We start from the raw sequence: 22,235 nt of genomic DNA, 5'->3' as shown, positions 1-22,235 counted from the left end.
AATATCACTAGATAAATAAAAAAAGTCTGCATGAGAGCAAACTTTCTTTAAATGAATTATTTTCCTATGAGTTCAATAACCGTACCTAATACAAAAATAGCGGCGAAGAAAACAAAAGAAACGACAAAACCAATACCAGAGTCTATCGCATCATTTCGCTTCGATTGGACATTTTTTTCAAATTCGTTCACAACTACCCCTCCTATTTCCACTTATAGTATAGACGAAGATTTTAAAAAAATCCACTTTTTCCATTACCACTGTTGACAAGAGTTGACACCCATACTTTTTTACAACAAGGTCACAATAAAGATACAAGAGATATTTCTTATATTCTGCAGAATAATAACCAATCGTAAGAAGCACATGTGCTATGTTCCGCTTCAGGAAAAGAATCCTAGGGCTTTTCTCTGTAGCGTTCATCATAGATCTGAGGCAAATCGACTTAAGTTGATTTGTCTCTTTGCACTTGTCAAACGAGCCCAGCTTTCTTACCATATAGAGGATAAAAGTATATAATAAGAAGATAAACGAGAGAAGGGCTAGAACATGAAAATTTGGGATAAATTAGAAAAAAAACAATTTACTTCTTTATATTTATTATATGGAACGGAAAGTTATGTAATCAATGAAACAAAGCAAAAAATAGTGACAAATGTGTTAACAGATGAAGAAATGGACTTTAATTTATCTGTTTATGATATGGAGGAAACTCCAATAGATCAGGCGTTAGAGGATGCAGAAACCTTACCTTTTTTTGGTGATAAAAAATTAGTGATTTTACATAACCCTATCTTTCTTACTGCTGAAAAGTCAAAGGAAAAAGTGGAGCATAATTTAAAAAAATTGGAGAGCTATATACTAGAGCCAGCTCCTTATACGATTTTAGTATTTGCAGGTGATTATGAAAAATTAGATGAAAGAAAAAAAATAACGAAATTATTAAAGAAACATGCCGAAGTGGTTGAGGGAAAAAAACTTAACGAAAAAGAATTAGTAGCATGGGTTCAGCAACAAGCAGTTGTGCGTCAAATGAAAATAGATCAAGCTGCAATTGATTTATTAGTAAATTTGGTCGGTCCTGACTTAACTCGGCTTCATTCAGAACTCGAGAAAATATTTTTGTATGTTGGTGAAGAGAAAGAGATTCATACAGAAACAATTGAAAAATTGGCTTCTCGGTCATTAGAACAAAATATATTTGATTTAATTGATAAGGTTGTCCAACGGAAAATGGATCAAGCTTTCAGAATTTATTACGATTTACGGAAGCAAAATGAGGAGCCGATAAAAATATTGGCTTTGATTGCAAGTCAGTTTCGTTTAATTTATCAGGTGAAGGAACTAGTTAAACGTGGATACGGACAAAATCAAATTGCTAGTACATTAAAAGTCCATCCATTTCGAGTGAAACTTGCAATGGGACAAGCGCGTTCTTTCTCAGAAGTGGAATTGGGAGAAATTATCAAACTTTTATCAGAAACAGATTTAAAACTTAAGACTGGAGGAGCAGGGAGAGAGGTTGCATTAGAGTTGTTTTTACTGCAATTGGGCAATTTAAATAAATAAAGAAATACCGCGAGAAGCTTGTTTAAGGCATAGAGGGTTTAATTTATGGATAACAAGCAACCCGTAAACTTATAAAGGGAAGAGTTCTAATATTTGCTAAGTGTTGAATTGGAGAGAAACACGATATTGCTTAAAAATACTTTTAATTTTCCTGAAAATAAAAAAACGTCCCAACAGGGGCGTTTTTTTACTTATGCCATTTGGCTCAACTTTTTAGACAGACGAGCTTTTTGACGATTAGCAGTATTTTTATGAATTAAGCCTTTTGTAGCTGCTTTATCCAATTGTTTTACTGCGCTTTTGAATAGTTCTTGCGTATCTTCTTGATTTGCTTCTACTGCTACTTCAAATTTTCTTACAGCAGTACGCATAGCGGATTTTGCTGCCGCATTTTGTGCGCTTTTTGCATCATTAATTTTTACACGTTTAATAGCTGATTTAATATTTGGCATTCCTTTCACCTCCTGTATAGCAATCGAGATTCTATGTCACTCGACCAATACCATTATAAACAATAAGAACAATGGATATTTTATCAAACAGATTGAAGGATTGCAATACTTCTGAATGAAATTCGAAAAGGAAGGAAATGATGTGAAAAAGAATAGAACAGAACGGAGGAGTTAAGATTGACAGAAAAAAACTTAGATTTAAAGCAATTTTCTATTCGCACAGACCTTGCGACAGAAGCTTTTGAAATTGCTTTAGAGCAATTAACCGGAAGGAAAAAGCGCAAGACCGAACAAAAAGAACTTGAAGGTGTCATCATCCAAGAAAAAATGGAAAATGATATGAAGATTTCTATGGCAACAGTCACTGCTGAAGGAGAAAAGCGCATCGGGAAAAAGAAAGGTCATTATCTAACCCTTGAAGTCCAAGGAATTCGCTCACAAGATAGCCGAACACAGCAAGAAGTTCAAAAGGTATTTGCTCGTGAGTTTCATTCTTTTCTTCAAATGCTTAAAATCCCGAAAGATGCAAGTTGTTTAGTTGTTGGCTTAGGAAACTGGAATGTCACACCAGATGCACTAGGCCCAAGTGTTTGTGAGAATTTAATTATTACAAGGCATTTATTTCAATTGCAACCAGAAAACGTAGAAAAAGGCTATCGGGCAGTAAGTGCGATTGCCCCTGGTGTAATGGGACTTACTGGAATTGAAACAAGTGATATTATTTTTGGGGTGATAGAAAACTCTAAACCAGACTTCGTTATTGCGATCGATGCACTAGCATCAAGATCGATTGAACGGGTGAATGCCACTATTCAAATTTCAGATACAGGTATACATCCAGGATCTGGGGTAGGGAATAAACGAAAAGAATTAAGTAAAGAAACACTTGGAGTGCCGGTGATCTCCATTGGAGTTCCAACAGTTGTTGATGCTGTAACGATTACAAGTGATACGATTGATTTTATTTTAAAGCATTTTGGAAAGGAATTAAGAGAATCAGGACGTCCATCAAGATCCTTAGCCCCCGCGGGTATGACATTTGGTGAAAAGAAAAAATTAACAGATGAAGATTTACCTGGAGAAAGTGAAAGACAGACCTTTTTAGGTATGTTAGGTGTCCTGAATGAAGAAGAGAAAAGAGGTCTGATTTCAGAGGTTCTAGCACCACTTGGCCATAATTTGATGGTGACCCCTAAGGAAGTAGATGTCTTTATTGAAGATATGGCAAATCTATTGTCAACAGGGCTAAATGCAGCTCTGCATGCGGCCGTAGATCAAACAGACACTGGCTTTAAAACGAGATAATCCGTTGTTCTACTATTTTCTCTCCCTGCATACGATTTAGTAGAAGGTTATGATAGAGAGGTGCGAGGAATGGGAAGATTTTTATTTAAATCTTTGCTTATGGTTATATTCTTAGCAGTGGGTGTTCTAATTGGAATGAACAGAGCGAATCAAGGTATGAATGATATGAGAGGTTACACAGATTCATCGTTCCAGACACCTGTCCATATACAAACAACTGATGAGGGATCTTTCGATGCAGCTGTATTAGGAAACGAAATTTCCTCTTTTAATATGAATGAGAAAAAGGAGAAGTTGGAAGAAGTAAAATCATTTAACTTTTTTTCAGAAATAGGTAAGCTATTAGCTGATTTAATATCTAGTATTGCTCAAGCAATTATTAACTTTTTTGCAGGTCTATTTTAAGATAATATGGAAGTAAGTCTGTTTGTAAGTCAGATTTAGAAATAGGGAATAAACAGTCTGATTTTATCCCGATGTATGGGATAGCCTATAGTCATTATTTGTCAAAAGAGAAGATAGGCGTCTCTTATAGTAGTTAAATGAACATCAGTGAATGGAGAAGAATCTTTCTCCATCTACTGATGTTCTTTTTATGTTGCGGAGCGTTGTAGCGTTTTTCTATTTCACTTTTCCCGATACTGCTGTTATAATTTAGCCTAGCAATTATGTGTTGGTTAACAGGAGTGAACGGAATGAATCATGAAGAGAAGTTAAATAGGCAAGAACGGATAAGGAATTTTTCTATCATCGCTCATATTGATCATGGAAAATCAACTTTGGCAGATAGAATATTGGAAAAAACGAAAGCTTTAACAGCTAGAGAGATGAAGGCACAGCTTCTTGATTCCATGGATCTGGAAAGAGAGCGGGGCATTACGATTAAATTAAACGCGGTTCAGTTAAAATACCGTGCCAAAGATGGTGAAGACTATATTTTCCATCTTATCGATACACCAGGACATGTCGATTTTACTTATGAGGTTTCACGTAGTTTAGCTGCTTGTGAAGGGGCGATATTGGTTGTGGATGCTGCTCAAGGAATTGAAGCGCAAACCTTGGCCAATGTCTATTTAGCATTAGATAACGACTTAGAAATCTTGCCTGTTATTAATAAAATTGATCTTCCTGCAGCTGATCCCGAAAGAGTAAGGCAAGAAGTCGAAGATGTAATTGGACTTGATGCAAGTGAAGCTGTACTGGCATCAGCTAAAGCGGGAATCGGGATCGAGGATATTCTAGAACAAATCGTTGAGAAGGTACCGGCGCCTACAGGTGATCCAGACGCTCCATTAAAAGCATTGATCTTTGACTCACTGTATGACGCTTACCGTGGTGTTATTGCCTCGATACGAATTGTCGAGGGAACAGTAAAACCTGGGGATAAAATCAAGATGATGGCCACAGGGAAAGAATTTGAGGTTTTAGAGGTTGGCGTTCACGCACCAAAGCCAATGTTAGTAGAAGAACTAACTGTCGGGGATGTTGGTTTTTTGACGGCCTCTATTAAAAATGTTACAGATACTAGAGTAGGGGATACGATCACAAAAGTAGACAATCCTGCCGAAGAACCACTTCCAGGATACCGCAAATTAAATTCAATGGTATTTTGTGGGCTTTATCCAATCGATTCAAATAAATTCAATGATCTCCGAGAAGCTTTGGAAAAATTGGAGCTAAACGACTCGTCTCTCAGTTATGAACCGGAAACTTCCCAGGCGCTTGGATTTGGTTTTCGTTGTGGCTTCTTAGGTCTTCTTCACATGGAGATCATCCAAGAGCGAATTGAAAGGGAGTTTAAAATAGATCTTATTACAACTGCACCAAGTGTCGTTTATAAAGTTTATTTAACAGACGGTACTGAATTGAAAGTGGACAATCCATCCAATATGCCAGACCCACAGAAAATTGATCATGTGGAAGAACCTTATGTCAAAGCATCAATGATGGTACCAAACGATTATGTTGGAGCAGTAATGGAGCTTTCTCAGGCGAAGAGAGGGAACTTCATTGATATGCAATACCTAGACGATATTAGAGTAAATGTGATCTATGAAATTCCACTGGCAGAAATTGTTTTTGACTTTTTTGATCAACTAAAATCCCATACTAAAGGGTATGCTTCATTTGACTATGAGATGATTGGATACAAGCCTTCGAAGTTGGTAAAAATGGATATTCTATTAAATAGTGAGCAGGTAGACGCCTTAAGTTTTATCGTTCACCGCGATTTCGCTTATGAAAGAGGAAAAGGAATAGTTGAAAAATTAAAAGAGTTAATCCCTCGTCAACAATTTGAAGTGCCTGTGCAAGCTGCAATTGGGCAAAAGATTATTGCTCGTTCTACGATTAAGTCAATGGGGAAGAATGTATTAGCTAAATGCTATGGTGGAGATATTTCTAGAAAACGTAAATTACTTGAGAAGCAAAAAGAAGGTAAAAAACGAATGAAGCAAGTGGGCTCAGTAGAGGTTCCACAAGAAGCATTTATGGCGGTACTAAGACGAGATGAAGATGGAAAATAGGAGCTGCCAAGGGAGATAAGCCCATAAAGGCTACCTCCTTTTTTTAGGATTAAGTATAAATTTAGAGTGATGGTCGGAATTTTTTCCAGCCAAAAGCGAATAACGACAAGTGTATGAGATAACGCCGGCGCCGCGTCAAGTCGAGATGGTAAAATAGTTAGTAAGTGAAAAACTTAAACGGGCTAAAGGGAGAAAGTATGAAATCCATTAAAATATTACGAGATATGAGGGGTTTATTCAGTATCTCTCAGGCTAATATTTGAGTCAATGAAAAGTAAACATTTTGGCTCATAAAACCTGGCACTCGCTGTTTCTCCTTGAATAGTGGCGCTTGTTTTTTTCTTTAGATAAGGTGTGATGAGATGAAAGCTGCATATATTCATATACCATTTTGTGAACATATATGTTATTACTGTGACTTCAATAAATTTTTTCTACAAGGGCAACCTGTTGACGAATATTTACAATCGCTTTTCCAGGAATTTAAGATGACGTTCGATCCAACAGCAACGAAGGAATTAGAAACAATATTTGTCGGGGGTGGTACTCCTACTGCATTAAATGAGCGACAATTAGAGATCCTTTGTAAAGGAATTAGGGAAAACCTCCCGTTTACCAAAGGTGAATTTACATTTGAAGCTAATCCTGGTGATTTAACCAAGGAGAAACTAAAAATCCTTGCACATTATGGAGTGAATCGACTAAGTTTCGGTGTTCAATCATTTAACAATGACTTGCTGGAAAAAATCGGTCGGTCCCATCGAGTGCAAGATGTATATCGTTCGATTGAACAGGCACAAGAATTGGGATTCGAAAATATCAGTATTGATTTGATCTACGCTCTTCCCCAACAAACATTAGCCGATTTTCGAGACACACTTCAAAAAGCTCTTGAATTAAATTTGCCACATTATTCTGGGTATTCTTTAATTGTTGAGCCAAAAACGATATTTTATAATCTAATGAGAAAAGGAAAATTACCCCTTCCTAGTGAAGATGAAGAGGCTGATATGTACCGCGTATTAATGGAGGAAATGGAGAAAAAAGGGCTTCAGCAATACGAAATTAGTAATTTCTCAAGACCTGGATACGAAAGTAAGCATAATCTTATATATTGGAATAATGAAGAGTATTACGGGTTTGGCGCTGGAGCACATGGCTATATAAATGGTGTAAGGTATTCCAATGCTGGACCATTGAAAAAATATATGGAACCTATTTCGGAAGGAGAGCGTCCAGTCTTCACCGAAAACAGTCCAACAAAAAAAGAAATGCTAGAAGAAGAAATGTTTCTCGGTCTACGAAAAATAAAGGGAGTTTCCGTTTCCCATTTTCAAAATAAATTTACCTTAGACCCTTACCAAGTATTTCAACCTGCTATTAAGAATATGACAGAAAGAGGTTTGCTAGAAATTCAACATGATCATATTCGCCTAACGGAAAAAGGGCGTTTCTTAGGAAATGAAGTTTTTCAGGCATTTCTTTTGAGTTAGGGTTATTCCGACATTTAAGGAAGAACCTTCCTTTTTCAAAATTTGAGGAAACATGTGAAGTGGAGATCAACTACCATAATCAGTATACGACTATTTGACGTTGAAGGTTAAAGATGGTCTAGAGGCTAATGTGTAGCTCCCGTGCCCCGTCCTTTATGCTTATATGATTTAAGCTTAAAAAGGCTTCCTTTTGTAACACTTATTTGTCGTTGCTGATAAAAGTGATTGGCTTTTGTTTCTTAAAAATCTTGTGGCTCTTGAGTATAAATCGTTGACATCATCTAGGCATTTTGATACTTTATTTATAGATTTAGCACTCGAGTTTATAGAGTGCTAATAGAGGTGATGAAAGTTGTTAACAGATCGTCAATTATTGATATTGCAGGTAATTATTGATGACTTTATTCGATCTGCCCAACCTGTCGGCTCAAGAAAATTATCACAGAATATTCCTTTTGCAATTAGCTCGGCAACAATTAGAAATGAGATGGCTGATTTAGAAGAATGGGGATTTATAGAAAAGACTCATACCTCTTCAGGTAGAATCCCTTCTGAAAAAGGATATCGTTATTATGTGGATCATTTAGTATCACCACAAGAATTAAGAAAAGAAGATATCAATAAAATTCACTCGATATTTAGTGAACGACTTTATGAGTTGGAAAATATTGCCCAGAAATCGGCGCAAATTTTATCAGAGCTAACAAACTATACGGCCATTTTATTAGGTCCTGCTGTGAAAGAAAATCATTTGAAGAGTCTGCAAATTGTCCCTTTGAATGACAATCGTGCCGTCGCTATTATTATCACAAATACCGGACATGTTGAAAATCGACTATTTACTTTGCCTGCTGATATTGCCGCTGGAGAAATTGAAAAGTTGGTTAATATTTTAAATGAGAAACTTTCTGGAATCCCTATATCTGAATTAAGAAAAACTATCCATAAAGAGGTAGTAAGCCTCTTAAAGAAAAACATTGAACGGTATGATTATTTCTTTAAAATTATTATGGAGACAGTCGATTCACCAGCTACTGAACGACTTTTCTATGGTGGAAAGTTAAATATGCTAAATCATTCAGAATTCAATGATATTGAAAAAATTCGTTCATTCATGGATATGATAGAGGAAGGGGAAGGAATATACGAACTTTTTAAGCACGCTCCAAGAGGAATTAATGTTAAGATTGGCAAGGAAAATAATAATATAATGATGGAAGACTGTAGTCTGATCACAACAACCTATTCAATTGGGGATGAAGATGTTGGGACTATCGCCATTTTAGGCCCAACGAGAATGGAATATTCACGGGTCATTAGTTTATTAGATTTCTTGAGCAAAGATATGACTTTAGCTATGACAAAATTATATCGTTAATAGAAGCACACATTATATTCAAGAAGGAAATCAGCATGATTTCTGTTGGTTTCCCTTTCTGTTTATTTGGATATGAACCAGAGCTCTAAAATACCGAACTATCTCCATTCCAGGTATTTTTATCGCAGATGATTATTATTTTAAGGAGGTGACTGTGATGAAACAAGATATAAATAAGCAAGCTGATAAGAAAGAATTTGAAGATGAAATAACGAATGAAACCAGCGAAAACACCCAATTTGTCGATGAAGAGGCTGAAAATGTGGTTGAACAAACTGAAGAAAGAGTAGAAAATGTTCAATCAGAAGAGCGAGAAGAAGATAGCAAAATTAAACAATTGGAAGCAAAGCTTGAAGAGGCTGAAAACCGATATTTAAGATTATATGCTGACTTTGAAAATTCACGCCGCCGTGCACGTCAGGAATTGGAAGCTAGTGAAAAGTATAAATCGCAAACACTTATCACTGAGTTATTGCCGGCAATAGATAATTTTGAACGAGCTTTAGCCATTGAACCTGAAAATGAGCAATCAAAAGCTTTATTAAATGGTGTTGAGATGGTTTATCGATCCATAATAGATGCACTGAAAAAAGCTGGCGCTGAACAGATTGATGCAGTTGGAAAGCAATTTGATCCTAATTATCACCAGGCTGTTATGCAAACTTCTGAAGAACAGTTTGAATCCAACGAAATCGTGGAAGAATTCCAAAAGGGATATATTTTAAAAGATCGCGTTATCCGACCATCAATGGTTAAAGTAAATCAATGATTAGCTAATCCTACATAATTTAACAGGAGGTAATATTATGAGCAAAATTATCGGAATTGACCTCGGGACAACGAACTCTTGTGTAGCTGTCTTAGAGGGTGGAGAACCTAAAGTTATTCCAAACCCAGAAGGAAATAGAACAAGCCCATCTGTTATCGCATTTAAAAATGGGGAACGCCAAGTTGGTGAGGTTGCTAAACGTCAGGCCATCACAAACCCCAATACAGTTATGTCGATTAAACGTCATATGGGTTCAGACTTTAAAACGGAAATTGAAGGCAAAAATTATACTCCTCAAGAACTATCTGCGGTGATTTTACAGTATCTTAAGTCATATGCAGAAGATTACTTAGGGGAAACAGTTGACAAAGCTGTTATTACGGTTCCAGCATATTTCAATGATGCTCAACGTCAAGCGACAAAGGATGCTGGTACAATTGCAGGTCTTGAGGTCGAGAGAATCATTAACGAACCAACAGCGGCTGCTCTTGCTTATGGTCTTGATAAAACAGATGAAGACCAAACGATCCTTGTTTATGACCTAGGTGGAGGTACATTTGACGTATCGATTATGGAGCTTGGAGATGGCGTATTTGAGGTGCTAGCTACTGCTGGTGATAATAAACTTGGTGGGGATGATTTTGACCAAGTAATTATTGACTATCTTGTACAAGAATTTAAGAAAGAAAATGGCATTGATCTTTCTAATGATAAAATGGCGTTACAACGCTTGAAAGATGCTGCTGAAAAAGCGAAGAAGGATCTTTCAGGAGTTACTTCAACGCAAATTTCTCTACCATTTATTACAGCAGGAGATGCTGGTCCACTTCACTTAGAGATCAGTCTAACACGTGCGAAATTTGATGAAATATCTTTATCTCTTGTTGAAAGAACAATGGGGCCTACTCGTCAATCTTTAAAAGATGCAGGTAAATCTGCTTCTGAAATTGATAAGGTCATTTTAGTTGGGGGATCAACAAGAATTCCTGCTGTTCAAGAAGCGATCCGTAAAGAAATTGGCAAAGAACCACATAAAGGTGTAAACCCAGATGAAGTAGTTGCAATGGGAGCTGCAATTCAAGGTGGAGTTCTTACAGGCGATGTAAAAGATGTTGTTCTACTTGATGTGACACCATTATCACTTGGTATTGAAACAATGGGAGGAGTATTTACTAAACTAATTGAGCGTAATACAACCATCCCAACAGCAAAATCTCAAGTATTCTCCACTGCGGCAGATAGTCAAACGGCTGTTGATATCCATGTGCTACAAGGAGAAAGACCAATGGCAGCAGATAATAAGACATTAGGTCGTTTTCAGTTAACGGATATTCCACCAGCTCCACGTGGTGTACCGCAAATTGAAGTGAAATTTGATATTGACAAAAACGGTATTGTGAATGTTAGTGCTAAAGACCTTGGTACTGGTAAAGAGCAGAATATTACAATCAAATCTTCTTCCGGTCTATCAGATGAAGAGGTAGATAGAATGGTAAAAGAGGCAGAAGAAAACTCTGAAGCTGATAAGAAACGTAAAGAAGAAGTGGAGCTTAGAAATGAAGCAGACCAACTAGTCTTTACAACTGAAAAAACATTAAAAGACCTTGAAGGAAAAGTGGAAGAAGCTGAGGTCAAAAAAGCAGAAGAAGCAAAAGATGAGTTGAAATCTGCAATTGAAAAAAATGATCTTGAAGAAATTCGTCAGAAGAAAGATGCATTACAAGAAATTGTCCAAAATCTCTCTATGAAGCTATATGAAGAAGCAGCTAAACAACAAGAAAGCCAAGCAGGTGAAGCAGGGCAAGACAACAATGATGATAACATTGTAGATGCTGAATACGAAGAGGTTAAGGACGACGAAGAGAAAAAATAATAGAAGTGGTTTGAGAAAAGCCAAAGCCCATTATCGGCTTTGGCTTTTCATATAGTGGTGGAAAAATACAAATGGATTAATCTTGTTCCCTAAAAATATGTACTTATGCCTTTCTCTATTTAGCTTTAACGCTTTGTCCTTTGAATTTAAATGACTTAAATTATTGGAGGAAGGCCCTTTTCTAGAAATCCAGAATAATTGCTTTTTGGAACCAGCAGGATGCGGATTAAAACGGCGTTACGACAGAACGGTGTATCCTTAGCCGTTTTTCCTATTTTCAAGGTCTTGTGCTTTTCTAATGAACAGCACTTTCAATCCGCAATTTAAATATGTTAGAATAGATTTTATGTGAAAAGATTCGGGAGTGTGTTTAGATGAGCAAAAGGGATTATTATGACGTACTGGGCGTATCAAAAGATACACCGAAAGATGAGATCAAAAAAGCATATCGACGGTTGTCTAAGAAATATCACCCTGATATTAACAAAGAACCAGGGGCAGATGAGAAATTCAAGGAAATTACGGAAGCATACGAAGTACTAAGTGATGACCAAAAAAGGGCTCAATATGATCAATTTGGTCATGATGGTCCACAAGGTTTTGGTGGCGGTGGAGGCTTCGGCGGAGCTTCCGACTTTGGCTTCGGTGGATTTGAGGATATCTTTAATACTTTCTTTGGGGGTGGAGGTCGACGCGATCCTAATGCGCCGAGACAAGGAGCGGATCTCCAATATACAATGACATTAACCTTTGAGGAGGCAGTCTTTGGTAAGGAAACAGTGATTGAAATCCCAAGGGAGGAAACCTGTGATACTTGCCATGGTAGTGGAGCGAAACCAGGGACTTCTCCTGAAACATGTTCCCATTGTAATGGAAGTGGACAACTAAATGTAGAACAAAATACTCCATTTGGTAGAATTGTAAACCGCCGAGTATGTCAATATTGTCAAGGAACAGGAAAAATTATTAAAGATAAGTGTACAACTTGCGGTGGCGATGGAAAAGTTAAGAAACGGAAAAAGATCAACGTTAAAATCCCTAAAGGGATCGATGAGGGCCAACAAATGCGTGTCGCTGGTGAGGGAGAACCGGGTACGAAAGGTGGCCCAGCTGGAGATCTATACGTGGTATTCCATGTGAAAAACCATGAGTTTTTTGAACGTGATGGTGATGATATTTATTGTGAAATGCCAATTACCTTTGCACAAGCAGCTTTAGGGGACGAAATAGAAGTTCCTACACTTTATGGTAAAGTAAAATTAAAAATTCCAGTAGGAACACAAACTGGAACAACATTCCGTTTGCGAGGAAAAGGGGTTCCAAATGTTCGTGGTTATGGTACAGGAGATCAACATGTTCAAGTAAAAGTGATCACACCGACCAAGTTAACTGAACAACAAAAGCAACTTCTTCGCGACTTTGCTGAACTTAGTGGAAATATACCTGATGAACAGCATGAGAGTTTTTTTGATAAAGTGAAACGAGCTTTTAAAAGCTGATGAGAAGGAACGAGGCGGTTTGTAATGAAGTGGAATGAAATTAGTATCCATACAACTAATGAAGCAGTTGAGGCGATATCTAACATTCTTCATGAGGCTGGGGCAAGCGGAGTCGTGATTGAGGATCCGTTGGAATTAACTAAAGAACGTGAAAACTGGTTTGGTGAAATTATTGAATTGAATCCAGATGATTATCCTGAAGAAGGAGTCATGGTTAAAGCCTATTTACCAATTAATAACTTTATTGGTGAGACAATTGATTCCATTAAAAAGGAAATTTCTGAATTGGTTCAGTATGATATTGATATTGGGAAAAATCATGTTTCCACAACTGAGGTAAAAGAAGAAGACTGGGAAACAGCTTGGAAACAATATTATCATCCTGCCAAGGTTTCCAAACGTTTTACCATCGTTCCTACATGGGAAAACTATGAAAAAGTGGCAAGTGATGAGCTCATCATTGAATTAGATCCTGGAATGGCATTTGGAACGGGTACACATCCAACTACTGTCATGAGTATTCAGGCGTTGGAAAAAACGGTCAAACCCGGAGATACGGTTGTTGATGTTGGCACGGGCTCTGGTGTATTAAGTATTGCTGCTGCTTTGCTTGATGCAAAGAATATTACTGCCCTGGATTTAGATGAAGTCGCAGTAGAATCAGCAAAAGAAAATATTCAATTAAATCATCTACAAGGAAGAGTAGAAGTTCGAAAAGGAGACCTATTGACAGGTCTAACTGTCAAAGATGTAGATGTCCTTGTCGCCAATATATTGGCGGATATTATTATTCGCTTAACAAAGGACGCATCATCTATTGTTCGGAAAGGTGGATATTTTATCACTTCGGGTATTATTCAACAGAAAAAGCAAGAAGTGAAAGTGGCATTAGAGAAAGCAGGGTTTGAAATTGTTGAAACGCTTGTAATGGAAGATTGGGTTACTTTTATTGCAAGATCAAAAGTGCAAGCTCCTTGATTTAGTTCTAGAAAGTAGATGTTCCGGAATAATAAAGATACGGTTTTGACTTTTATTAACTTAGGTATTGATCTTGACAAGATAGACACTGGAGCTGGACGGAAAACCTTCTTATCAGAACTTATCCACAAGCTAGGATTTTATAAATTCCTAATTAACAAAAAGATGATGGAGTTAAACCATGCAAAGATATTTTTTAAATGAAACATATAATGGACAAAATTCGGTTATCCTTTCAGATGATGATTACCATCATATTATTCATGTCATGAGAATGAAAGAAGGGGCTACTTTTTGGGTTGTCTTTTCCAATTCGAAAACGGCTCTAGTCTCGCTTGAATCAATAAATGATACAACAATAAAGGCAAAGATTATGGATTGGGAAAAAGATGATAAAGAACTTCCTGTCCATGTAACGATTGCGAGTGGCTTACCGAAAGGCGATAAATTGGAATGGATTGTTCAAAAAGGAACAGAGCTTGGTGCGACCGAATTTACTCCTTTTATTGCTGAAAGGTCCATAGTAAAATGGGAAAAGAAAAAGGCTGAAAAAAAAGTGCAAAGATGGAAAAAGATTGCAAAAGAAGCTGCGGAGCAATCCCATCGTCAACTACTACCTATAGTCCAATCTCCAGTAAACTTAAAGGAGATTGTTACATATAGCCAATCTTTTGAATGGAAGATCCTGGCTTTTGAAGAGGCAGCAAAAGAGGGAGAAAAAAGTCAGTTTGCTCATATCCTTTCGGAAATGAAACAAGGAGATAGAATTTTAATTGTTTTTGGACCGGAAGGTGGCATAACAGATCAAGAAAAAGATTTTCTAGTGCAGAATGATTTTAAACTCTGTGGACTTGGCCCGAGAATATTACGAACAGAAACAGCCCCATTATACACATTGGCGGCCATTTCTTATCATTTTGAATTATTGAGGTGAGGATATGTCTAGTGTTGCTTTCCATACTTTAGGGTGCAAAGTAAACCATTATGAAACAGAAGCTATTTGGCAATTGTTCCAAAAGCAAGGATATGAACGTGTCGATTTTGAAAGTAGATCAGATGTATATGTCATTAATACTTGTACAGTAACCAATACTGGGGATAAAAAAAGTCGCCAAGTAATTAGGCGTGCGATCCGAAAAAATCCTGATGCCGTTATCTGTGTAACAGGATGTTACGCTCAAACATCTCCCGCGGAAATCATGGCTATTCCAGGGGTCGATGTTGTTGTTGGTACACAGGATCGTATTAAAATGCTTGAATATATTGAGCAATATAAGCAGGAAAGACAGCCGATTAACGGTGTTGGAAATATTATGAAAAACCGTGTCTATGAAGAATTGGATGTTCCTTCATTTACAGATCGGACTCGAGCTTCTTTGAAAATCCAAGAAGGTTGTAATAATTTTTGTACTTTCTGTATCATTCCGTGGGCCCGTGGCTTAATGCGTTCGCGTGACCCAAAAGAAGTTATACGGCAAGCTCAGCAATTGGTCAATGCCGGTTATAAAGAAATTGTTTTAACAGGTATTCATACAGGTGGATATGGAGAGGATTTAAAGGACTATAATTTAGCAGCCTTATTACGTGATCTTGAATCACAGGTTAAAGGCCTTAAAAGATTACGTATTTCCTCTATTGAAGCAAGTCAATTAACAGATGAAGTGATTGAGGTAATAGGGAACTCCAAGCTTGTTGTTCGCCATATGCATATTCCTCTTCAATCAGGTTCTGACACTGTATTAAAAAGGATGCGTCGTAAATATACAATGGCTTATTATGCCGAACGACTTGAAAGGTTGAAAAAGGCTTTACCGGGCTTAGCTGTTACTTCAGATGTAATTGTTGGATTCCCTGGAGAAACGGAAGAGGAATTTATGGAAACTTATAATTTTATTAAAAAACATAAATTCTCTGAGCTTCATGTATTTCCTTACTCCATGCGTACAGGAACACCTGCTGCTAGAATGACAGATCAAATTGATGAAGATGTGAAAAATGATCGTGTCCATAGATTAATTTCTTTATCAGATCAGCTTGCGAAAGAATATGCTTCACGTTTTGAGAATGGGGTTCTGGAGATTATTCCTGAAGAAGCTTATAAAGAAGATCCTGAAAGTGGTTTACTTGAAGGATATACAGATAATTACATGAAAGTAGTATTTCCAGGTACAAAGGATATGATTGGCAAATTGATTCGTGTGAAAATTACGAAGGCGGGTTACCCCTACAATGAAGGGAAATTCGTTAGAGAAATGGAAAAGACTCAGGAAACAGATTCCATGGCAATTTAAAGAAAAAGCTATCCCATTTTGTGGATAGCTTTTTTCTTTTTCAAATACAAAAGAAATGATATGCTTATTGGATAGGGAAGTCGATGGAGGTGATGTTATATGACTAAAAACTTAGCAGAAATTATTGATCATACTTTATTAAAAGCAGATGCAACCAAGGACCAAATTATTCAATTATGTGAAGAAGCTAGTCATTATCAATTTGCTTCAGTATGTGTGAATCCCACGTGGGTATCAATCGCGAACAATAGATTACGAGAAACCAATGTGAAGATTTGTACCGTAATTGGGTTTCCGCTTGGTGCGAACACCTCAGAGATCAAGGCATTTGAAACAAAAAAGGCGGTTGAACAAGGCGCGGATGAAGTTGATATGGTGATAAATATTGGTGCGCTTAAAGCTGGTGAACTAGAGCTTGTCCAGAAAGATATTGAAACTGTATGTGCTGCAAGTGGAAAAGCTTTAGTAAAGGTGATTATTGAAACAAGTCTGTTAACAAATGAAGAAAAACGCCAAGCTTGTTTCCTAGCTAAAAAAGCAGGAGCTGATTTTGTAAAAACCTCTACAGGTTTTTCTAATGGAGGGGCAACAGTCGAAGATGTTTCATTAATGAGATCAGCTGTTGGGGAAGAAATGGGAATTAAGGCGTCTGGTGGAATTAAAACAAAGGAAGATGCCTATAAAATGTTGCAAGCAGGGGCGACTCGACTTGGAACAAGTTCTGGAGTCGCCATTTGCCAAGGCTGATGCCGATTTTATTTACCATGAAGCTTGATAATATACTGCCCGAACATTTGAGCAAATGGTAAAAATAGCAAAGAAACGGCCGCATTATAAATTACACTTGCATGTGCCAATTGTGTCGGTGGTTGATCAGAAATTATAGAACTTGCATGCCCTAAAATGGAGATGAGGGGTAAAAAGATTATGGCGCCTATTAAATTCAGCCAGATATGAGCATAGGCGGTAAGTCTTGCTTCATTACCAGCTCCAATACTTGCCAATAAAGCGGTAGCGCATGTACCGATATTTGCCCCAATCATTATAGCGATTCCAGTATCTAACGAAAAAGTGCCTGAATTTAAAAAGGACATAGCGATCCCTGTCATCACAGTGCTGGATTGAATTAAAGCAGTAAGGAAAGTTCCAGTAATGAAAGAAATGACGATATTATCTTTCATTAAATGAATAAGCTTTTGTATCAAAGGAACGTCCTCGATAGATTTAGCTAATAGCTCAAATCCATTCATAGATGCGAATATGATGCCAATACCTAGGAAAATCAAACTTAGGCTTTTAAATTTTATATTTTTGAAGAATTGCAGGCCAATACCTATGATGATGAATGGAATGACCATTTTAGTTAAATCAAAGGTGAAAAATTCCAATGTGATCGTTGTTCCAATATTCGTTCCTAAAATGATGCCTATTGTTTGAGGAAATGTGAGAATCCGTGCTGACACAAGTCCTACTGCGATGACTGTGACAGCAGAACTGCTTTGAAGGATAGCGGTCATCCCAATTCCAGCTAGCATCCCCATAAAAGGTGAATTAGTGAATTTTTGTAGCCAGTTCTCCATTCTATTACCAGATAAGTTAAATAATCCAATTCTCATCCACGTCATGCCTAATAAAAAGGTGCTTGCTAATAAGGCAAAAAAGATTATGTGTAGCATGTCCAACCCCCTTATAAATAACATATGGGGAGTGTTTGCAGGACATGCAAATAAAAAAGAGAATACATTTCAGAAGAAAGAATGTTGACCAGATAATAGCCTTATTATATAATTGCATGGTACGTGGGTTTCCATGTATGAACATGTGATTGTAATGTTCGGAGGGAGGGAAAGAGAAATGTCAAAAACAGTTGTTCGTAAAAACGAATCGCTTGAAGATGCTCTTCGCCGCTTTAAACGTACAGTTTCTAAAACTGGTACTTTGCAAGAATATAGAAAGCGCGAATTTTATGAAAAGCCAAGCGTAAGACGTAAGAAGAAGTCTGAAGCAGCAAGAAAACGCAAGTTTTAAAAGAGGGTGCGACCATGAGTCTTCATGACAAATTAAATGAAGATATGAAACAAGCGATGAAAAGCAAAGAAAAAGACAGATTGTCTGTCGTTCGAATGCTAAAAGCAGCTATTCAAAATGAAGCCATTAAGCTCGGAAAAAAACAATTAACCGAGGATGAAGAATTGACAGTTCTTTCTCGTGAAGTGAAACAACGCAAGGACTCCCTCCATGAATTTGAAAAAGCAGGTCGCGATGACCTTGTAACGAAAATTCAAAGCGAACTTGTTTTTGTACAAGAATACATGCCTACTCAGCTGAGTGAAGAGGAAGTAGAAGCGATCGTCGCTGAGGCTATTGCAGAAACAAAAGCTTCTTCGAAAGCAGATATGGGTAAGGTCATGGGTGTACTAATGCCAAAGGTAAAAGGCAAAGCTGATGGCTCATTGGTTAGCAAACTTGTTCAAAAACATTTATCATAATGAACCCCAAAGGCGAAATTGCCAATTACAGATGAAACGGTCAAAATGGCCACAATTTTTTGGGCGAAAGACCGTTCAGACTCACGTCTCGTGGGTCCTCTGAAAAAGCTGATAAGCGATAGCTTGTCGGCTTTTTTCACTATTACACGGTAGAAATAAACTTGTATTCTTTAAAGTTAATGGAAACATCCAGCCGCTAGGAACTAGCTGGGAAGGCGTTTGCAATGGGATTTTGGGATCGTTTTAGCTGAAAATACAGCAAATCCTCGCAAATTTACTTCATGTTATTTTGAATCCTTTTCTTAGTTTTATTCGTATGAAAGATAGATATGCTTCGGAAAGGAGGAAAATGATGAGAAAAGTAGTGATTGCAATATGTCTTTCTTTTGCAGCCATTCTTGCGTTTGTGCCTGTGTCTGCGGAAGGAGAAAAGGCTAATGTCTATGTAATTCCAATCAAAGAAGATGTTACAAAAGGTTTAGAGAAATATTTAAACCGTGCGATCAATGAAGCTGAGAAGGAAAAAGCAGAGATCATTATATTTGATATGAACACCCCTGGTGGTGCTGTAGATGCGGCAATGGACATTGGTAATCTCATATTAGCTACTGATATCAAAACTGTTACATTTATCGACTCACGCGCATTATCGGCCGGCTCATATATTGCTCTTCATACAGATGAAATTTATATGACGTCGAATGCAACGATGGGCGCTTCCGCTATAATCAATCAAGATGGGAATACGGCAGGTGAAAAAGCGGAAAGTATGTGGGTTGCAGCAATGGAAGGAGCTGCGAAGCAAAAAGGCCGTGACCCTGAAATTGCGAAAGCGATGGCGATAGGAGATGTCTCCCTTCCGGAGCTTAAAAGAAAAGGAGATCTATTAACCTTAGATGCGGATAATGCTTTGAAGGTTGGATACTCAAAGGGTACGATAAAAAATATGGATGAGCTTTTAACGACATTGGGATATGAAGGTGAAAATACGCAAACCGTTCAAAGTACCTTTGCGGAGTCGTTAGCAAAGTTAGTGACAAATCCAGTTGTTGTACCAATATTATTATCAATTGCTAGTTTAGGACTTGTATTAGAACTCTATACACCGGGATTTGGAGTAGCTGGTGGTATGGGGTTAACAGCCTTAGTCTTGTTCTTCTATGGTCATTATATAGCCGGTTTAGCAGGTTACGAAACCTTGATTCTGTTTATACTCGGGATTATCTTGGTTGTAGCGGAGTTTTTCCTACCGGGAGGAATTGCCGGTCTCCTGGGAGCCGTAGCGATCATCGGTAGTATTATTATGGCGGGACAAAATACTGTTTATATGGCGGTTTCGGTTATCATTGCCTTATTCCTTGCCGCGGTCGCCATCATTATTATGATAAAGGTGTTTGGTAAACGAATGAAATTTTTCAAAAAACTCATATTAACAGATTCTACCAATACAGAGAGCGGCTATGTTTCAAATGTAAATCGGCTCGATTTAATTGGCAGAGAAGGAATTGCTTTAACTGATTTACGGCCATCTGGTACAGTCGTAATTGATGATGAACGCCTTGATGTTGTCGCAGAAGGATATATTGAGGCGAAAACAAAAGTGAGAATTATTAAAGCAGAAGGATCAAGAATTGTTGTTCGTGAAGTATAACATAGAAATAGATGAATATAGGGAGGAAAGTATATGCCAACAGATATGATATTATTGATAGGAGCCATTGTCGTTGGGATTATTGTGCTTTTAGTATTATTTACGTTTGTACCGATTGGACTATGGATCTCAGCTTTAGCAGCAGGAGTTAAAATTGGAATTGTGACATTGATTGGGATGAGATTACGACGCGTTATTCCTAGTCGTGTAGTCAGTCCATTAATTATGGCCCATAAAGCAGGGATTCAAGTGACAACCAACCAGTTGGAGAGTCATTATCTTGCAGGCGGAAACGTGAATCGTGTTGTCAACGCCCTAATTGCAGCACAACGCGCTAATATTGAATTATCATTTGAACGTGCAGCAGCCATTGACCTTGCCGGTCGAAATGTATTAGAAGCCGTACAAATGAGTGTTAATCCCAAAGTTATTGAAACACCATTTATTGCGGGTGTAGCGATGGACGGGATTGAAGTAAAAGCGAAAGCGCGTATTACTGTTCGTGCTAATATTGATCGCCTTGTAGGGGGAGCTGGGGAAGATACAGTTATCGCCCGTGTAGGTGAGGGGGTCGTATCAACCATTGGTTCAAGTGATAACCATAAAAAGGTTTTGGAAAATCCAGATATGATTTCAAAGACAGTTCTAAGTAAGGGATTAGATTCCGGTACAGCATTTGAGATTCTCTCCATTGATATCGCAGATGTCGATATCGGTAAAAATATTGGAGCCCATCTCCAAACAGATCAGGCAGAGGCAGATAAGAAGATTGCTCAAGCAAAAGCTGAGGAAAGAAGAGCGATGGCTGTTGCGAATGAGCAAGAAATGAAAGCCCGCGTTGAAGAAATGAGAGCAAAAGTTGTCGAAGCAGAGTCAGAGGTACCTTTAGCTATGTCAGAAGCGCTTAGGTCTGGAAAACTCGGTGTAATGGATTATTATTCACTGAAGAATATTGATGCCGATACAGATATGAGAGACTCTATTGGAAAAATGTCCCAACCAAAGAATGACCAAAAGGACCAGTGATAGCCCTAACGAAAGGGGGAAACTCCTGTGGAACAATTTATCATTTTTATTATTATTGCGATCGTTAGCTTGCTTTTTAATCGAAGTAAATTAACAAATCAAAAAGAGCAATCTGAGCATCCAAGACCTGTTCAGACGAGACCAATACAATTGGAGAAGGAAGAAGACTGGGAAGATCCTTCTCCTCCTTATAAAGAAGTTACAGAGCCTAAAACGTTAAAAGAAGTTACAGAATTTAAAACATTAAAGGAAGCTGCAAATCAACTTAAAGAGCAACCTGATTTTCATAAAAAACAAGAAGAGATGGAAGCTAAATTACGTGAGTTAAACCAGGAAGAAAAACGCCAGCGTAAAAAGGTGGAAACCATTGGTTCCAAAGTTTTTCCTGAAAAGGAGCAGCCAGAATTTAATCTTCAACAAAAAGAAATCATTAATGGAATTATCATGTCAGAGGTCTTAGGTCCGCCAAGGGCAAGAAAACCTTACACTAGAAAAAGGGCATAAAACGTGCCTAAAGAAAATATTTATCTTATTGTAATTTCGTTTCCCCTTATTTGGGACATAGAAAGAAGAATTTAGATAAAAACAAGTGATGAAACCCTCTTTTTGCTCATACACATGAGTGGAAAGGGGGTTCTTTATTGTGAGCGAAAAGTGGTCGAAGAAAATCAAAAAGTGGATGACATCAAAAATGGAACTTCCTGCAGATATTATGATGGATCTTCCACGGGTAACGATGGTCGGAAATTTACATATTTACATTGAAAATCATAAAGGTCTTCTCGTTTTTAAAGATAATGAATTGCGGTTACTCCTTAAACAGGGTCAATTATTAATAAAGGGGAAATCATTTGTTCTTAAAACTATTCTACCAGAAGAAATATTATTGGAAGGATATATAGAGGAAGTTCTTTATTTGAATGAATAGGGAGTGGCT

At 37.5% G+C, this 22,235-nt stretch carries 22 protein-coding genes; 19 read left to right on the top strand and 3 right to left on the bottom strand.

Annotation, left to right across the window (positions count from 1 at the left end; genetic code table 11):
- Nucleotides 1–56: 56 nt before the first annotated feature.
- Nucleotides 57–191, bottom strand: a complete 135-nt coding sequence (locus J2Z23_RS08700; RefSeq protein ID WP_082881214.1) for a YqzM family protein — start codon at nt 189–191, stop codon at nt 57–59.
- 358 nt (nt 192–549) lie between these two features.
- Between J2Z23_RS08700 and holA the strand changes: the two genes are divergently transcribed.
- Nucleotides 550–1,569 (top strand): DNA polymerase III subunit delta, encoded by a 1,020-nt coding sequence (gene holA / locus J2Z23_RS08695; RefSeq protein WP_057983014.1) that lies wholly within the window; start codon nt 550–552, stop codon nt 1,567–1,569.
- 191 nt (nt 1,570–1,760) lie between these two features.
- On the opposite strand, the gene rpsT is transcribed toward holA, so the two are convergent.
- Nucleotides 1,761–2,021, bottom strand: coding sequence for a 30S ribosomal protein S20 (rpsT, locus tag J2Z23_RS08690; protein WP_057983016.1), 261 nt, complete (start codon nt 2,019–2,021; stop codon nt 1,761–1,763).
- Nucleotides 2,022–2,198: 177 nt separating this feature from the next.
- Between rpsT and gpr the strand changes: the two genes are divergently transcribed.
- The 12 genes from gpr (at nt 2,199) to deoC (ending at nt 16,879) form a co-directional block, all read left to right on the top strand.
- A complete protein-coding gene (gene gpr / locus J2Z23_RS08685; RefSeq protein WP_057983018.1) occupies nt 2,199–3,326 on the top strand; it encodes a GPR endopeptidase in 1,128 nt (375 codons plus the stop codon).
- Nucleotides 3,327–3,395: 69 nt separating this feature from the next.
- Complete coding sequence (locus J2Z23_RS08680) at nt 3,396–3,731, top strand: DUF3679 domain-containing protein (protein WP_057983020.1); 336 nt, start codon at nt 3,396–3,398, stop codon at nt 3,729–3,731.
- Between the two features lie 290 nt (nt 3,732–4,021).
- On the top strand, nt 4,022–5,851 hold the full coding sequence (gene lepA, locus J2Z23_RS08675) for a translation elongation factor 4 (protein ID WP_057983021.1): 1,830 nt from the start codon (nt 4,022–4,024) through the stop codon (nt 5,849–5,851).
- A gap of 362 nt (nt 5,852–6,213) precedes the next feature.
- Nucleotides 6,214–7,344, top strand: a complete 1,131-nt coding sequence (gene hemW / locus J2Z23_RS08670; RefSeq protein WP_057983022.1) for a radical SAM family heme chaperone HemW — start codon at nt 6,214–6,216, stop codon at nt 7,342–7,344.
- Between the two features lie 352 nt (nt 7,345–7,696).
- The gene (gene hrcA / locus J2Z23_RS08665) at nt 7,697–8,722 is read left to right on the top strand and encodes a heat-inducible transcriptional repressor HrcA (RefSeq protein WP_057994172.1); all 1,026 of its coding nucleotides are present in this window, start codon (nt 7,697–7,699) and stop codon (nt 8,720–8,722) included.
- Nucleotides 8,723–8,879: 157 nt separating this feature from the next.
- On the top strand, nt 8,880–9,491 hold the full coding sequence (gene grpE, locus J2Z23_RS08660) for a nucleotide exchange factor GrpE (RefSeq protein ID WP_057983025.1): 612 nt from the start codon (nt 8,880–8,882) through the stop codon (nt 9,489–9,491).
- A 37-nt stretch (nt 9,492–9,528) separates the two neighbouring features.
- Complete coding sequence (gene dnaK / locus J2Z23_RS08655; protein WP_057983027.1) at nt 9,529–11,364, top strand: molecular chaperone DnaK; 1,836 nt, start codon at nt 9,529–9,531, stop codon at nt 11,362–11,364.
- A gap of 374 nt (nt 11,365–11,738) precedes the next feature.
- Nucleotides 11,739–12,863 (top strand): molecular chaperone DnaJ, encoded by a 1,125-nt coding sequence (gene dnaJ / locus J2Z23_RS08650; RefSeq protein ID WP_209973677.1) that lies wholly within the window; start codon nt 11,739–11,741, stop codon nt 12,861–12,863.
- A gap of 24 nt (nt 12,864–12,887) precedes the next feature.
- The gene (prmA, locus tag J2Z23_RS08645) at nt 12,888–13,841 is read left to right on the top strand and encodes a 50S ribosomal protein L11 methyltransferase (protein ID WP_057983031.1); all 954 of its coding nucleotides are present in this window, start codon (nt 12,888–12,890) and stop codon (nt 13,839–13,841) included.
- A gap of 181 nt (nt 13,842–14,022) precedes the next feature.
- A complete protein-coding gene (locus J2Z23_RS08640) occupies nt 14,023–14,775 on the top strand; it encodes a 16S rRNA (uracil(1498)-N(3))-methyltransferase (protein ID WP_057983035.1) in 753 nt (250 codons plus the stop codon).
- Nucleotides 14,776–14,779: 4 nt separating this feature from the next.
- Nucleotides 14,780–16,132, top strand: a complete 1,353-nt coding sequence (mtaB, locus tag J2Z23_RS08635) for a tRNA (N(6)-L-threonylcarbamoyladenosine(37)-C(2))-methylthiotransferase MtaB (RefSeq protein ID WP_057983037.1) — start codon at nt 14,780–14,782, stop codon at nt 16,130–16,132.
- A gap of 99 nt (nt 16,133–16,231) precedes the next feature.
- A complete protein-coding gene (gene deoC, locus J2Z23_RS08630) occupies nt 16,232–16,879 on the top strand; it encodes a deoxyribose-phosphate aldolase (RefSeq protein ID WP_057983039.1) in 648 nt (215 codons plus the stop codon).
- Between the two features lie 8 nt (nt 16,880–16,887).
- Here the strand turns inward: deoC and J2Z23_RS08625 are convergent, their stop codons facing one another.
- Entirely contained in the window at nt 16,888–17,808 is a 921-nt protein-coding gene (locus J2Z23_RS08625; protein WP_057983041.1) for a Na/Pi symporter, read from the bottom strand.
- A gap of 178 nt (nt 17,809–17,986) precedes the next feature.
- On the opposite strand from J2Z23_RS08625, the gene rpsU reads away from it, so the two are divergent.
- The 6 genes from rpsU to yqfC all read left to right on the top strand — a co-directional run bounded on the left by rpsU (nt 17,987) and on the right by yqfC (nt 22,226).
- The gene (gene rpsU, locus J2Z23_RS08620; protein WP_057983047.1) at nt 17,987–18,160 is read left to right on the top strand and encodes a 30S ribosomal protein S21; all 174 of its coding nucleotides are present in this window, start codon (nt 17,987–17,989) and stop codon (nt 18,158–18,160) included.
- Between the two features lie 14 nt (nt 18,161–18,174).
- Nucleotides 18,175–18,621: a GatB/YqeY domain-containing protein gene (locus tag J2Z23_RS08615; RefSeq protein ID WP_057983051.1), complete on the top strand. Its 447-nt coding sequence runs from the start codon at nt 18,175–18,177 to the stop codon at nt 18,619–18,621.
- Between the two features lie 316 nt (nt 18,622–18,937).
- Nucleotides 18,938–20,272: an NfeD family protein gene (locus J2Z23_RS08610; protein ID WP_082881213.1), complete on the top strand. Its 1,335-nt coding sequence runs from the start codon at nt 18,938–18,940 to the stop codon at nt 20,270–20,272.
- A gap of 33 nt (nt 20,273–20,305) precedes the next feature.
- Nucleotides 20,306–21,298, top strand: a complete 993-nt coding sequence (gene floA / locus J2Z23_RS08605; RefSeq protein WP_057983055.1) for a flotillin-like protein FloA — start codon at nt 20,306–20,308, stop codon at nt 21,296–21,298.
- 27 nt (nt 21,299–21,325) lie between these two features.
- Entirely contained in the window at nt 21,326–21,802 is a 477-nt protein-coding gene (locus tag J2Z23_RS08600) for a hypothetical protein (protein ID WP_057983057.1), read from the top strand.
- Nucleotides 21,803–21,977: 175 nt separating this feature from the next.
- Nucleotides 21,978–22,226 (top strand): sporulation protein YqfC, encoded by a 249-nt coding sequence (yqfC, locus tag J2Z23_RS08595; RefSeq protein WP_238482679.1) that lies wholly within the window; start codon nt 21,978–21,980, stop codon nt 22,224–22,226.
- The last annotated feature ends 9 nt before the right edge of the window (nt 22,227–22,235 follow it).

Origin of the sequence: Lederbergia galactosidilytica, assembly GCF_017873565.1 — a bacterium.
Classification (GTDB): domain Bacteria; phylum Bacillota; class Bacilli; order Bacillales; family Bacillaceae_C; genus Lederbergia; species Lederbergia galactosidilytica.
The sequence above is the reverse complement of the archived record's forward strand: the minus strand, read 5'-3'. Positions and strand labels throughout refer to the sequence as shown.